Source organism: Alphaproteobacteria bacterium (genome assembly GCA_016870095.1).
Lineage (GTDB): Bacteria > Pseudomonadota > Alphaproteobacteria > Paracaedibacterales > VGCI01 > VGCI01.
This window is the reverse complement of the sequence record VGCI01000002.1, coordinates 242,168-256,724: the sequence shown is the minus strand read 5'-3', so window position 1 is coordinate 256,724 and position 14,557 is coordinate 242,168. Positions and strand designations below refer to the sequence as shown.

At 42.8% G+C, this 14,557-nt stretch carries 11 protein-coding genes; all 11 read left to right on the top strand.

Annotated elements, in window-relative coordinates; all coding sequences use genetic code 11:
- The first annotated feature begins 41 nt into the window (after positions 1–41).
- The 11 genes from FJX03_02700 (at position 42) to tkt (ending at position 14,557) form a co-directional block, all read left to right on the top strand.
- Positions 42–686, top strand: a complete 645-nt coding sequence (locus FJX03_02700) for a phospholipase (protein MBM3632604.1) — start codon at positions 42–44, stop codon at positions 684–686.
- 48 nt (positions 687–734) lie between these two features.
- A complete protein-coding gene (mdh, locus tag FJX03_02695; GenBank protein ID MBM3632603.1) occupies positions 735–1,685 on the top strand; it encodes a malate dehydrogenase in 951 nt (316 codons plus the stop codon).
- Between the two features lie 26 nt (positions 1,686–1,711).
- Positions 1,712–2,881: an ADP-forming succinate--CoA ligase subunit beta gene (gene sucC / locus FJX03_02690; GenBank protein MBM3632602.1), complete on the top strand. Its 1,170-nt coding sequence runs from the start codon at positions 1,712–1,714 to the stop codon at positions 2,879–2,881.
- On the top strand, positions 2,881–3,768 hold the full coding sequence (gene sucD, locus FJX03_02685; protein ID MBM3632601.1) for a succinate--CoA ligase subunit alpha: 888 nt from the start codon (positions 2,881–2,883) through the stop codon (positions 3,766–3,768). Before sucC ends, sucD begins: the two co-directional genes overlap by 1 nt.
- A 39-nt stretch (positions 3,769–3,807) precedes the next feature.
- Positions 3,808–4,371, top strand: coding sequence for a hypothetical protein (locus tag FJX03_02680; protein ID MBM3632600.1), 564 nt, complete (start codon positions 3,808–3,810; stop codon positions 4,369–4,371).
- 124 nt (positions 4,372–4,495) lie between these two features.
- Positions 4,496–7,351 carry a 2-oxoglutarate dehydrogenase E1 component gene (locus FJX03_02675; GenBank protein ID MBM3632599.1) on the top strand — a complete coding sequence of 952 codons (2,856 nt, stop codon included), beginning with the start codon at positions 4,496–4,498 and terminating at the stop codon, positions 7,349–7,351.
- A 31-nt stretch (positions 7,352–7,382) separates the two neighbouring features.
- The gene (odhB, locus tag FJX03_02670) at positions 7,383–8,687 is read left to right on the top strand and encodes a 2-oxoglutarate dehydrogenase complex dihydrolipoyllysine-residue succinyltransferase (GenBank protein MBM3632598.1); all 1,305 of its coding nucleotides are present in this window, start codon (positions 7,383–7,385) and stop codon (positions 8,685–8,687) included.
- 1 nt (position 8,688) lies between these two features.
- Complete coding sequence (gene lpdA, locus FJX03_02665) at positions 8,689–10,131, top strand: dihydrolipoyl dehydrogenase (protein ID MBM3632597.1); 1,443 nt, start codon at positions 8,689–8,691, stop codon at positions 10,129–10,131.
- 197 nt (positions 10,132–10,328) lie between these two features.
- Positions 10,329–11,222, top strand: coding sequence for an arginase (locus FJX03_02660; protein ID MBM3632596.1), 894 nt, complete (start codon positions 10,329–10,331; stop codon positions 11,220–11,222).
- Complete coding sequence (rocD, locus tag FJX03_02655; GenBank protein MBM3632595.1) at positions 11,219–12,445, top strand: ornithine--oxo-acid transaminase; 1,227 nt, start codon at positions 11,219–11,221, stop codon at positions 12,443–12,445. Before FJX03_02660 ends, rocD begins: the two co-directional genes overlap by 4 nt.
- Before the next feature lie 108 nt (positions 12,446–12,553).
- The gene (tkt, locus tag FJX03_02650) at positions 12,554–14,557 is read left to right on the top strand and encodes a transketolase (GenBank protein ID MBM3632594.1); all 2,004 of its coding nucleotides are present in this window, start codon (positions 12,554–12,556) and stop codon (positions 14,555–14,557) included.

Below are 14,557 nucleotides of genomic sequence, written 5' to 3'. Positions count from 1 at the left end.
GATTCAGGATAATGGACTCGAAAAATTAGAAAGGGACTGCAATGCTAGAGGGACCTAGCCTTTTGCCGTTATCTGGAAAAAAGGCGAAAAAATTAGTTGTTTTTTGTCATGGGTATGGATCCAACGGGCAAGACCTTTTGAGTTTGGCGCCTTACTGGTCGCGTATTTTGCCCGAGGTTGAATTTATATCTCCCAATGCGCCGGAAATAGGGGAAGCTTATCCTGCAGGATACCAGTGGTTTAGCTTGAAAGAATTCACCCCTCAAGCGATAAGAATAGGTTTGAATAAGGCTGTTCCGGTTTTGCAAGAATTTATTCTTCAAGCGCTTGAAAAACGAAATCTCACCCCTGCTGATTTGGCCATTGTCGGATTTTCCCAAGGAGGCATGATCGCTCTAGAAATGATATTTGCACTCCCGGACTTAAAGGGAGTCATTAGCTATTCTGGTGGATTTTATCCGTCGGTACTTTTAACACCTATTACAGGACAACGTACCGAAATTTTACTTGTTCATGGTAATGAAGATACAGTTGTGCCTTATGAGTTTCTATCTGAATCTCAAGAACACTTGAGAAAACTGGGTTTTGATCCCCACACATTGACCTGTTCGGGATTGGGGCATAGCATAGACGAAGAAGGACTGAAAGCAGGTGGGAAGTTTCTGGCGGATGTTTTAGGTCATTAACCTCACCTTAAAATCGGAATAAAACAGGAATAGGGACGAAATAAAAAAATGGTACGAAAAAAAATTGCCCTCGTGGGAAGTGGTAATATTGGGGGAACACTGGCTCATCTCATTGGTTATAAAGACCTGGGAGATGTAATCTTGATAGATGTTGCAGAAGGGCTCCCACAAGGTAAGGCTCTTGATTTAGCTCAAGCGATGGCAGTTGAAGGACGATCAAGCAAGATTGTTGGTAGCAATGATTATGCTGGGATGGAAGGGGCAGATGTTGTCATCGTAACGGCAGGTCTGGCCCGTAAGCCAGGCATGAGCCGGAATGATCTTCTGACCATAAATGCAAAAATTATTTCTGATGTGGGCAAAAATATCAAACGATACGCGCCGAACGCATTTGTCATTGTTGTTACAAATCCCCTGGATGCTATGGTTTGGGTGATGCATGAAGCTTGCGGTTTGCCACACCATCGCGTTGTAGGTATGGCGGGTGTTCTGGATAGTGGTCGTTTCAGGTGCTTCTTGGCGGATGCGCTGGGCGTATCTCCAACAGATGTGCAAACTTTTGTTTTGGGCGGTCATGGAGACGCGATGGTGCCTTTGCCACGCTACACAAGCGTTGCAGGTATTCCCTTACCTGACCTCATTAAGAAGGGTTGGATTAGCCAAACCCTAGTTGATGCAATAGTCGATCGAACTCGTAATGGAGGGGCCGAAATTGTGAATTTGTTGACAACAGGTTCAGCTTATTATGCCCCGGCAACTTCAGCGATTGCGATGGCAGAATCCTATCTTAAAGATCAAAAACGTATATTGCCGTGCGCAACATGGCTTACAGGTGAATATGGCGTCGAGGATGTCTATGTCGGCGTTCCGGCAATAATTGGTGGGACTGGCGTTGAAAAAGTTGTTGAATTTGACCTGACTCCTCTCGAACGGGAAGCGTTCACCCAATCTGTTAACGGTGTGAGAGCACTCGTAAAAGAGATGGAGTCGAAGCATTAGGATATTATACAAAAAGGCTTTACGAAATGAATATTCATGAATATCAAGCGAAATCTATCCTTGCGGGCTATGGCGTACCCGTATTGCGTGGGAAAGTCGTTAATACTGTTGAAGAATCTGCCCAAGCCGTTTCAGATTTAGGGGGATCCTTGTGGGTAGTCAAAGCCCAAATTCATGCTGGGGGACGGGGTAAAGCGGGTGGTGTTATACTTTGCCATTCCTTGGATGAAGTTCGTCAAGCCGCACAAAAATTGTTAGGAGCTCGCTTGGTAACCCATCAAACCGGTCCTGAAGGTCAAATTATTAAGCGGCTTTATATAGAAGAAGGATGTGATATTGCGCAAGAACTGTATTTGAGTTTGGTTGTGGATCGCAGGCATCAATGTCTTTCTTTTGTCGCTTCTGAAGCTGGGGGAATGGATATCGAGAGCGTGGCTCAAAAGACGCCTGAAAAAATATTAACATTTCAAATTGATTCGGCGTCCGGTTGTCAGCCATATCATGCTCGAAAAATTGCATACGGTCTTAACCTTTCTGGTCAGGCCGCTCAACAAATGGAGGCCTTTGTTCTCAACCTATACGAGAGTTTCTGTGGCGAAGATGCAAGCCTCATTGAAATTAATCCCCTGGTCGTAACGAAAGTAGGAGATTTGGTGGCTCTGGATGCGAAAATGACTTTTGATGATAATGGTCTATTCCGTCGACCAGAGATTGAGAAATTAAGAGATGAGGATGAAGAAGATGCTTCAGAGTTAGAAGCCAATCGTCAGGGTTTAAGTTATGTCAAGTTGGATGGAAATATAGGGTGTATGGTCAATGGTGCAGGTTTGGCAATGGCAACCATGGATATTATCAAACTGAATGGTGCCTCGCCGGCAAACTTCCTAGATGTTGGGGGGGGAGCTTCCCGGGATAAAGTTGCAACAGCTTTTAAATTGATTTTAGCCGACACAAACGTTAAAGCCATTTTAATTAACATATTTGGTGGCATAATGCAGTGTGATGTAATCGCTGAAGGCATCGTTTCTGCAGCAAAAGAAGTTCATTTACGGGTTCCTATGGTTGTTCGACTTCAGGGGACGAATGAGAAAGAAGGGAAACTAATTTTGAAGAATTCTTCTCTCACAATAATTTCTGCTGATGATTTAGGAGAAGCTGCATATAAGGTTGCCCAAGCAGTAAGGGAGGCTGCTTAATGACTATTCTTGTTAACCGCGATACCAAAGTAATTTGTCAAGGATTTACAGGCAAACACGGAACCTTTCACTCGGAACAAGCCTTAGCCTATGGGACGCAATTGGTTGGGGGTGTGACTCCAGGAAAAGGGGGTAGGGAACATTTGGGTTTGCCGGTTTTTGATACCGTAGGTCAAGCTGTTAAAGCGACTAAGGCAACGGCTTCCGTAATCTATGTTCCTGCGGGTTACGCTGCTGATGCTATTTTTGAAGCCGCAGATGCTGGTATTGAGTTGATAGTGTGTATTACGGAAGGCATACCTACCCTCGATATGATTCGAGTAAAAAGGGCTCTAAGGGACACCAACGTGCGATTGATTGGTCCCAATTGTCCAGGAATTATTACCCCCAATCAGTGTAAAATTGGCATTATGCCGGGAGTAATTCATACGCCAGGAAAAATTGGTGTTGTCTCTCGTTCGGGAACATTAACCTATGAGGCCGTCTCTCAAACAACGGCTATCGGATTGGGGCAGACAACGTGTATCGGGATTGGCGGAGACCCTGTAAAAGGCATGAACTTTGTTGATATTCTTCAATTATTTTGGGCTGATGAAGAAACAACTGGAATTTTACTGATTGGGGAAATTGGTGGTCAGGATGAGCAGGAAGCAGCTGAGTACATTCATCACCAATACAAAAAAGGATCTGGCAAACCTGTAGTTTCCTTTATTGCAGGAATAACAGCACCTTCTGGGCGCCGAATGGGGCATGCTGGAGCCATAATTGCCGGCGCAGGAGCAAGCGCGAATGAAAAAATTGAAGCATTACGTAAAGCGGGTGTACAGATTGCGATTTCTCCTGCAGAATTAGGGAGTACAATGCTGAAAACTATGCAAGGTCGTTGATAAAAACTAGTGAACACAGAAATATAAGGAGTGATAGTCGTGCTAAAGAACATGCAAATTCTATTAGGTATTTTTGTCGGGTTTGCCCTTAACGCTTTCGCCACTCTCCCCATTGAAAATAATAAAGTGGGGCCAAAAGGAAACGACAAGCTTAAGCCAGAAATTGATGCTTATGTTGAAAAGCAAGAGAATCAAGATCCGGCGTTTACTAAAGCAGTTGAAGATGCCCTTGTTGCTGTTAAAAAAGAGGCTCCAGATGTTCATGAACAAGCCTTGAAAGTATGGAAAAATTTTGATGGTAAGACAAATCCAAATTTCACTTATCGATTTTGGGCGCGAAGTATTATTATGTGGTTAAAAGATAACAAAAAAATTGTCTTTGATAGTGACAAAAAAGTTGCAGATGTCTTCTTGGAGCTTTGGAAAAAAGGTAAAATCTCTCGAAGTGCTGCCATCACCTTAAGCTTGGATTCTTGGGGGCATTTGGTTTATCTACAAGGTTTGCCCGCTTGGGAAAGTCGTATGGAAAATCAAAAGAAAAAAGATCAAGGGAAACAAAGTGATATTAATAAATCAAAATCAAAATCTGAAGCTGAGACTTAGGTTTGCAGGATATTGATCAAATTAATATCGGCTAATTTCGACAAGCAATTCTTAACGCTTTTAGGAGTAAACTAGTTACAGTCGACTCGTCTATCTAAAATAAGCGGAAAGCAAAATGACAGAAATGGAAGTTACCACGGATCAAGATAGTTTCCTATATGGGGCAAACATGCCTTTTATAGAGGAGCTCTTCCATACCTATCGTCAAGATCCCCATTCTGTTTCAGAGGATTGGCGTACATTTTTCCAAAGTCTTGGATCAAGGGATGAGCTCATTCCGGATAATCGACCCCCCAAATGGTTAAAGCGCATAGATAATTTGATGACCCCATCAACGCAGGCCAATGAATCACAAAGTATACCCCACGTGACTCAAGGTATGCTTGATTCTCTGCGCGCTTTGATGATGATTCGAACGTTTCGAGTGAGAGGTCATCTTATTGCCAATCTAGATCCCTTAGGATTAGAAAAGCGCATGGGTCACCCCGAAGTTGATCCCGCAACCTACCATTTTGGTCCTGAAGATTATGATCGCCCCATTTTTATCGACAATGTTTTGGGATTTGAATGGGCAAGCTTACGGCAAATTTTGGATCGTCTTCGCTCTACCTATTGTGGAACCGTTGGTATTGAGTTCATGCATATTCAAGATCCTGATCAAAAAGCATGGATACAAGAGAGACTCGAGAATATTTCCGATGAGGATCGGATCACAGACGTTAAGCGACTTCAATTATTGAAAGATCTAATTCGGGCGGATGCTTTTGAGCATTTCTTACATGTAAAATTTTCGGGCGAAAAGCGATTTGGTTTAGAAGGGGGGGAAAGTTTGATTCCTGCCTTGGAATCCATTTTGGCAAAAGTTGTTTCTCAAGATGTAAAAAGTGTTGTTTTTGGAACAGCTCATCGTGGTCGATTAAATATTTTGGCTAATGTTTTAGGCAAGCCTATGCATAGCATTTTTGCAAAATTCAACCATAGTAAAAACTCTTCAGGCCTAAAGTATGGATCAGGCGATGTGAAGTATCACCTAGGATTTTCAGGCGATCGAGAAATTGAGGGACGTCCCGTTCATCTTTCCTTAACATCTAACCCTTCCCATTTGGAAGCCATTAATCCTGTTGTATTGGGTAAAGTTCGCGCACAACAATTTCGCGTAGGGGAAGAGGGGAAAAATCAAGTTATTGCCTTATTGATTCACGGAGATGCAGCGTTTGCCGGACAAGGTCTCGTGGCTGAAACTCTCGAATTATCAGGATTAAAGGGTTACCAAACAGGCGGAACAATTCATCTTATTATTAATAATCAGATTGGATTTACAACAAGTCCACCCCATTCACGATCTTCGCCCTATAGTTCAGACATAGCCAAAGCCATTCAAGCGCCAATTTTTCATGTGAATGCGGATGATCCTGAAGCGGTTGTATGGGTATCAGAATTAGCTGCAGAATTTCGTAAAAAGTTTTGCCAGGATGTGGTTGTGGATATGATTTGTTATCGACGCTATGGCCACAATGAAATTGATGAACCCTCTTTCACTCAGCCCAAAATGTATAAAGCGATTGCCAATCATCCAACGACGCGCCAAATTTACACTCAAAAGATGCTGTCTAAAGGATTAGTTACAGAAGAAGAAGTGAAGCGCATTGCTAGTGACTATGAAGCAATATTGCAAAAAGAATATGAAAAGGCTAAGGAAGAAACGCAGCAAGATAGTTCTGAAAAAATAGACTGGTTGGAGGGAATTTGGTCAGATATTAAACCCCCTAAACATATTGAAGAAGATGATGATATCGAGGCAAAAACCGGCGTTTCTCTCGATCGTTTACGGGAGATTGGACTTGGCAATTTTCGAATTCCAGATGGCTTTAATTTACATCCCCGCATTGCCCGTCAGATGGAAATGAAACGTCAATTGATAGAATCTGGAGACAACATTGACTGGGCAACGGGTGAAGCTTTGGCAATAGGAAGTCTTTTATTAGAAAACAATCCTGTGCGTTTGAGTGGTCAAGATTGTAGCCGAGGGACATTTTCCCAACGGCATGCCGTATGGATTGATCAAGAAACAGAAGCAAGATATGTTCCCTTAAATCACCTAAAAAATGATCAAGCACCTTTTCAAGTTGTCGATAGCCCTTTGGCAGAAGCATCTGTCTTGGGCTTTGATTATGGGTATAGTTTGTCCAGCCCCCATGCACTCGTAATGTGGGAAGCTCAGTTTGGTGATTTTGTGAATGGGGCTCAAGTCATTATTGATCAATTTATTTCATCAGCAGAAATTAAATGGCTTCGTCTTTCCGGATTGGTAATGTTATTACCTCATGGACATGAGGGACAAGGGCCAGAGCATACTTCGGGACGATTAGAGCGCTTTTTACAATTATGTGCGGAATCAAATATGCGGGTTGCCAATTGCACAACCCCTGCAAATTTTTTCCATATTTTGCGTCGCCAAATTCGCAGTGAAACCCGCAAACCCCTGATAGTCATGACACCCAAGTCTCTGCTCCGTCATGCCAAGGCTGTGTCCTCTTTGCGTGACATGGATATTGAAACCCACTTTCAAACGGTCATTCCGGATTTTAGTATCCCCCCCCACCGTGCAAAACGCGTCGTGTTATGTAGTGGTAAGGTTTATTATGATTTGTTGGAGGAGCGCGAAAAGCAAAACGCACAAGAAGTCGCAATTATTCGGTTAGAACAATTCTATCCTTTCCCCCGTAAGAAATTGATAGAGGTATTATTGCCGTACAAAGAAACCCAGTTAATTTGGTGCCAAGAAGAACCTATGAACATGGGCGCCTGGACATTTTTGGATCGACGATTAGAAAGTGTACTGATAGAAGCGGGGGCTAAACATATTCGTCCTTTATATATTGGACGAGCCGCATCAGCTTCACCTGCAACAGGTATTTTGAGTCGACATCTGACAGAACAAGAACACTTGGTTGCTCAAGCCATAAGACTGGAATCATAAAAGAAAATTAATTAAGGAAAGGGAAGAGATGATGTCATCAAGCGAACAAAGCGAAATTAGAGTTCCCTCGTTGGGAGAATCTATAAGAGAAGCAACGATTGCGCGATGGTTGAAATCAGAAGGTGAAGGGGTAACAGCTGACGAGGTTTTGGTAGAGCTGGAGACCGACAAAGTTACTCTTGAAGTCAGTGCTCCCGCCACTGGGACTTTGAGTAAAGTGCACGTTCCTAAAGGCGGAACGGTGACGGTAGGTGAAGTCATTGGGTCGATTACTCAAGGATCCAGTGCAAAGCCAGAAGAAGGGACATCTATGACGCTTCAACAAGCATTGGAGAAAAAAATATCTGGCTTGAATAAAGTTGATTTAACGCTAGCTGCTTCTCAAATAGGGTCACCAGTTACTGAAAAAATCAAGTCACCTGTTCAAAATTCTCCTGCATTTGAGAGTGTTGCGCCTTCTGTACGTAAACTAGCTGAAGAACTTGATATTAATCCCAACGATGTTTCGGGGAGTGGAAAAGGGGGACGTGTAACCAAAGGTGATATGCTCAATTTTTCTGAGGAAACCGCAAACCCAGTTCATAAGCCAGTTTCAACCTCGGGCTTGCCAGTAGGGTCAAGTGTCCGGACTTCCTCTCGTCGTGAAGAGCGTGTAAAAATGTCTCGATTACGTCAACGTATTGCAGAGCGTTTAAAACATGCACAAAACACGGCGGCAATTTTAACAACATTCAATGAAGTCGACATGTCTGCCATTACCCTCATGAGGAATGAATTTAAAGAATCTTTTGAGAAAAAACATGGCGTGCGATTGGGTATGATGTCTTTTTTTGTAAAAGCTTGTATTCAAGCCTTAAAGGAATTCCCCGCAGTCAACTCAGAAATTGACGGGGATGAAATCATTTATAAAAATTATTACGATATTGGTGTAGCGGTTTCAACGCCTCAAGGGCTTGTCGTTCCCGTTGTGCGCAACGCAGATTTATTAAGTTTTGCTGAATTGGAACTTGAAATTTCTGCATTGGCTCTTAAAGCCAAAGAAGGAAAATTAGCCATTGCAGAAATGACAGGGGGCACATTTACTGTTTCAAATGGGGGTGTATTTGGCTCCCTATTAGCAACACCCATATTGAATCCACCTCAAACAGGTATTTTAGGCATGCATAAAATACAAGATCGTGTAATTGTTATAGAGGGAAAGATGGAAATTCGACCGATGATGTATTTAGCTTTATCCTACGATCATCGTGTTATAGATGGCCGAGAGTCCGTTACGTTTCTTGTTAAGGTAAAAGAAAATTTGGAAAATCCTGAACGCCTAATGTTGGATATGTAATATGAGTGCAAATTCCGTAGATTTATTGGTTATTGGTGCTGGTCCTGGGGGTTATGTAGCGGCGATTCGAGCAGCTCAGTTGGGAATGAAAGTTGCTGTGGTTGACAAGCGGAGTGTTCCTGGAGGGACTTGTTTAAATGTGGGATGTATTCCCTCAAAAGCCTTACTCCATTCTTCTCATAAATACACAGAAGCCAAAAATCACTTAGAAAATCATGGCATTGATGTTGAACGGGTTCGATTAAATCTAAAAAAAATGCAAGGGCGCAAAGAAAATGTTGTTGATGAACTGACCCGTGGCATTGGATTTTTATTTAATAAAAATGGGGTGACTTTTATCCAAGGTACGGCGCATCTTACGGCTCCTGGCAAAGTTCAAATTACAACAATGGATGGTAATTTCTCCCATTGGGATGCTCGACATATTCTCATTGCCACCGGCTCCGAACCCTTCGTACCCAAAGGTTTTGAAGTTGATGAAGATCGTATTGTGACTTCTACGGGCGCCTTAAATCTCGATAGAGTTCCAAAGCACTTGGTCGTTATTGGTGCGGGTTATATCGGCTTAGAATTAGGATCTGTATGGGCACGTTTGGGGGCTGGGGTTACAGTTGTTGAGTATTTGGATCACCCGTTGCCGACTCTGGATCGAGAGATGGCTTCCGCCTTACATAAGTCATTAACATCTCAAGGTTTGACTTTTAAATTTGGGCATAAGGTGGCCAAAATTATTAAACGAGAAAAGGATGTTGCTATTCATCTTCATCCCGCTCATTTGGAGACTTTAGAAGAGCCCGAAGTGATGACATGTGATGTTGTTTTGCTTGCTATGGGGCGGCGTCCGCATAAAGAAGGGCTCGGGTTGACAAATGTTGGCATAACTCTTGATGAACAAGGCTATATCCCCGTTAAGCATCTTACCTATGAAACCATATGTCCTGGCATTTATGCGATTGGAGATGTTATTCCAGGGCCGATGTTGGCCCATAAAGCTGAAGAAGAAGGTATTGCTGTTGTCGAACGAATTGCCGGCCAGGCGGGTCATGTCAATTATAGGGTTATTCCGGCCGTGATTTACACCTCTCCCGAAGTCGCAACGGTTGGAAAAACCGAAGAAGAATTGAAGGCAGAAGGTAAATCCTATACTGTTGGGAAATTTCCATTTATGGCCAATAGTCGTGCCAAAGCTGTTGGAGATACGGCGGGGTTTGTTAAGATTTTGAGTGAACATAAGTCCGATCGAATTTTAGGCGTTCATATTATAGGGGAAATGGCAGGGGCGATGATTGCTGAGGCAACTTTAGCGATGGAAATGGGTGCCTCTTCTGAAGACCTTGCTCGCACATGCCATGCTCATCCCACGCACTCCGAGGCACTGAAAGAAGCCGCCATGGCAGCGTATGACAAACCCATCCACATGTGGTACCCTAAAGACAAGAGTTAATCTCTTATTCTTTCTTTTTTTAAACCTCTCATTAAAACTGACGATACCATAGTTATATCTTCATAAATCTATATATTTATCCCCTCTTATTTGGTTAAAAAGGAATAGGTCTATTAAACGATACAATTTCATACAAAATTTACCTTTTTATTCCACAATAAGCTATAGAGCCCAAAGTTGTCAGAAAGGACTTACAGGTGCGTCAGTGGAAAATTATTGGTGTTGGCTCGGGATGGGGCGCTCGAGATATGGGGACGGCGGACGGACCAAAAGTTCTGTTTGATCAAATTCCTAAATTTTTTCAAATTTTCCCTAAAGCTCTTACCTATTGGCATAAACACCCTTTAGGTTTTTCTCATTCTGTGCCGTTGTCTTCTCTTGAAGCAACTCTGCATGCAGATCATGTCTTAGAAGTCGTATCTCACTTGTATGATCAAGCAAAAGCCACGATTCAACGAGGAGAGATACCTCTTGTTCTGGGGGGAGATCACTCCATTGCTATTGGTACTTGGGGTGGGGTGAAGGCGGCTCTACCTGAAGAAGATATAGGATTAATTTGGATAGATGCACATTTGGATGCACATATTCCTCAAACAAGTCCTTCATTAAATATTCATGGTATGCCGGTGGCTGTCCTTTTGGGGCAGGGGGATACTTGTTTTACGCACCTGGGGAAGGAAGTGCCAAAAATAAAACCAGAAAATCTCTGTCTGATTGGTATTCGTAGTTTTGAAAAAGGAGAGGCTGACCTTTTAACGGGATTGGGTGTAAAAATCTACTCTATGACTGAAGTACAAGAGAGAGGTTTTTCCGTTGTTTTCGAGGAAGCACGAGATAAGATTACTGCGCGGCGGTTTGGATTAAGTATTGATGTGGATGCATTCGATCCGGAAGAAGCACCAGGGACGGGAACGCCCGAAGTAGCCGGTTTGAAGTTAAATGACGTAAAAAGAGTTTTATGGGAATTGGGGCATGATCCTGAATTCCTTGCTCTAGAAATAACGGAATTTAACCCCCATAAGGATTTAGATAACAAGACATCTCAATTGGTATGGGATCTTGTATCAATAATAACAGGAGAGCTCCCATGATAGACGTAAAAAGAGAACAACTAAAATCGCAAAGTTATATTGATCTTGAGGAAAAATGGTGTGCTCATAATTACCGACCAATTCCTGTAGTTTTGACACGGGGAGAGGGTGTTTGGTTATGGGATGTGGATAACAATAAATATTTAGACATGATGTCGGCCTATTCTGCAGTGAGTCACGGGCATTGTAATCCCAAGCTTCTGGCAGTTTTGATGGCTCAAGCGAGTCGCTTATCCATGTGTTCGCGGGCTTATTACACAGATGTTTTGCCTCCCTTTTTACAAAAACTATGTGAATTTACACGTATGGACAGAGCCCTACCCATGAATACCGGCGCTGAAGCTGTTGAAACTGCTATTAAAGCTGTAAGACGTTGGGGGCATTTTATCAAAAAAATTCCTGATAATAAGGCTGAAATTATTGTCATGGCGAGCAATTTTCATGGTCGTACAAGTGGGGTCATTAGCTTTTCCAGTGAACCTTCCTATAAAGAAGGATTTGGTCCCTTCTTGCCTGGTTTCGTTGAGGTCCCTTTTGGGAATGCGGCTGCAATCCAAGCAGCCATTACACCAAATACCTGTGCCGTTTTGACTGAACCTATTCAAGGAGAAGCAGGTATCATTGTTCCCCCAAAAGGTTGGCTCTCTGAAGTGTCTCAAATATGCAGAAAAAACAATGTGCTTCTGGTCGTGGATGAGGTGCAAAGTGGTCTTGGACGTACGGGAAAAATGTTTGCTTGCGATCATGAAAATGTTGAGCCAGATGCCATGATTTTAGGAAAAGCATTGGGGGGTGGGTTTTTCCCTGTTTCCGCTCTTGTGGGTAAGGAACATCTTATGAGTGTCTTTAATCCCGGTAGTCATGGATCAACCTTTGGTGGTAACCCATTGGCTGCAACCCTTGCTCATCGTGCTCTTGAAATATTAGAGGAAGAAAAACTGGCAGAACATAGTGCTGAACTTGGAGCTTATTTTATGGAAGAGATGAAATCGATTAAAAGTTCAGCGATTCTTAATGTAAGGGGGATAGGTTTGTGGATAGGGGTTGATCTTGATCCTGATATTATTTCTGCGCGCAAGGTTTGTGAAAATCTCTTGAAACAGGGAATTCTATCAAAGGAAACCCATGAAACTGTTGTGCGTCTTGCGCCTCCGTTAGTGATTACAAAACAAGAATTAGATTGGGCTATTGAAAAAATAAGATTGGTTCTCGAAAATTTGTGAAAGGGGTAGGGATCTTTAATCTAAAGATCATTAATACACTGCCAAAAATTCTCCTCAAGGTTATTTGTTTATGCTATAAAAATGGGTTATATGAAAGTAGCTGAACCAATGACAAAATCTTCTTACGAATCCAAATGTGATCCATCTCATCGGGACATGGCTAATGCCATTCGTTTCCTCGCCATAGATGCTGTTGAAGCGGCCCAGTCTGGACATCCTGGTATGCCAATGGGTATGGCAGATGTAGCAACGGTATTATTCCGAGATTTCTTGAATTTTGACCCCCAACAGCCGACATGGCCCAATCGGGATCGTTTTGTTTTATCTGCAGGGCACGGCTCTATGCTGCTCTATGCTCTTCTCTATTTAACGGGCTATTCGGATATGACTGTGGATCAGTTAAAACAATTCCGCCAATGGGGGAGCATTACTGCCGGACATCCTGAATATGGACATGCGCTTGGCATTGAAACAACCACTGGGCCTTTAGGTCAAGGTTTGGGGGCTGCTGTTGGGATGGCCTTAGCAGAAAAAATGGCTGCTGCACATTTTGAAGCTAACCTTTTCAATCATTATACTTATGTTATTGCGAGCGATGGGGATTTGATGGAAGGAATTTCCCATGAAGTCGCATCGTTTGCAGGTCACTTAAAACTGGGAAAATTAATTGTTTTCTTTGATGATAATCATATATCGATTGATGGCCCAACCTCATTAGCTGTATCTGATAATCAATCCGCTCGGTTTGAGGCGTTGGGATGGCATTGTCAAGCTATTGATGGTCATGATGAGGCTGAGATTAGAAAGGCCATCCTTGCGGCTCAAAGGTCGGACCGCCCTTCAATGATTGCGTGTCGAACAAGCATTGGTTTTGGAGCGCCTAAAAAGGAGGGAACAGCTGCGGCTCATGGATCTCCCTTGGGAGCAGAAGAGGTGGCAGCGACACGTAAAGCTTTGGGATGGCATCATGAACCTTTTGTAGTGCCAAGTGAAATTTTAAAGGCTTGGCGCGATATTGGAAAGCAGGGTGAGAAAAAATCAAATGCCTGGATATCTGTGCTAGAAAAGTCTCCCTATAAGTCAGAAATTTTAAGAAGGCTCGAGGGCAAATTGCCAGAAAAATGGTATGAAGGAATACAAAACTTTATCTTGCAAGTGCAAAGCGAATTACCCAACCAAGCCACACGTCAATTATCTCAACGCATGTTGGACATATTAACCCATAAAATTCCCGAACTTGTTGGAGGATCTGCTGATTTAACAGGTTCAAATAACACAAAAGGCCAATCTCAAATCGATATATCATCTCTTAATTTTGAGGGATCTTATATACGGTATGGTGTACGGGAACATGGTATGGCGGCCATTATGAATGGGTTAAGTCTATCTAATCTTTTTATCCCTTATGGGGGGACATTTTTAATTTTTAGTGATTATTTGCGGCCGGCGTTGCGCCTTTGCGCTTTGATGAAGCGTCAAGTCATCTATGTACTTACTCATGACTCGATTGGGTTAGGGGAGGATGGTCCAACTCATCAACCTATAGAACATCTTGCGGCTTTGCGAGCAATTCCCAATCTCAATGTTTTTCGACCTGCAGATGGTGTTGAAACGGCCGAGTGTTGGGCGTTAGCGTTAGAACATCGAGAAACACCCTCTGTTTTAGCTTTAACACGTCAACCTATTCCAACAGTGCGTACGCAAAAAACGACAGAAAATTTATCTTCCTATGGAGGATATGTTTTAAGAGAAAGTAAAGCAGCTCGACAGGTTACACTTCTGGCGACGGGATCAGAGGTTCACATTGCATTGGATGCCAAGAACCAGCTTGCAGAATTAAATATTAATGCAGCAGTTGTTTCTATGCCATGTTGGCAGCTATTTGACCAACAATCGAAGACCTATCGTGAGGAAACCTTAGGGTCAGTTTTGCGCGTAGCTATTGAAGCGGCAAGTCCATTCGGTTGGGAAAAGTATATTCGAGATGAGGGATTTATCGTTGGTATTAATAGTTTTGGAGCTTCAGCACCTTATAAGGACCTTTACGCTCATTTTGGCATAACATCCCAAGCGATTGTTAAAATGATTCAAAAAAAATTAAAGGATATTTAA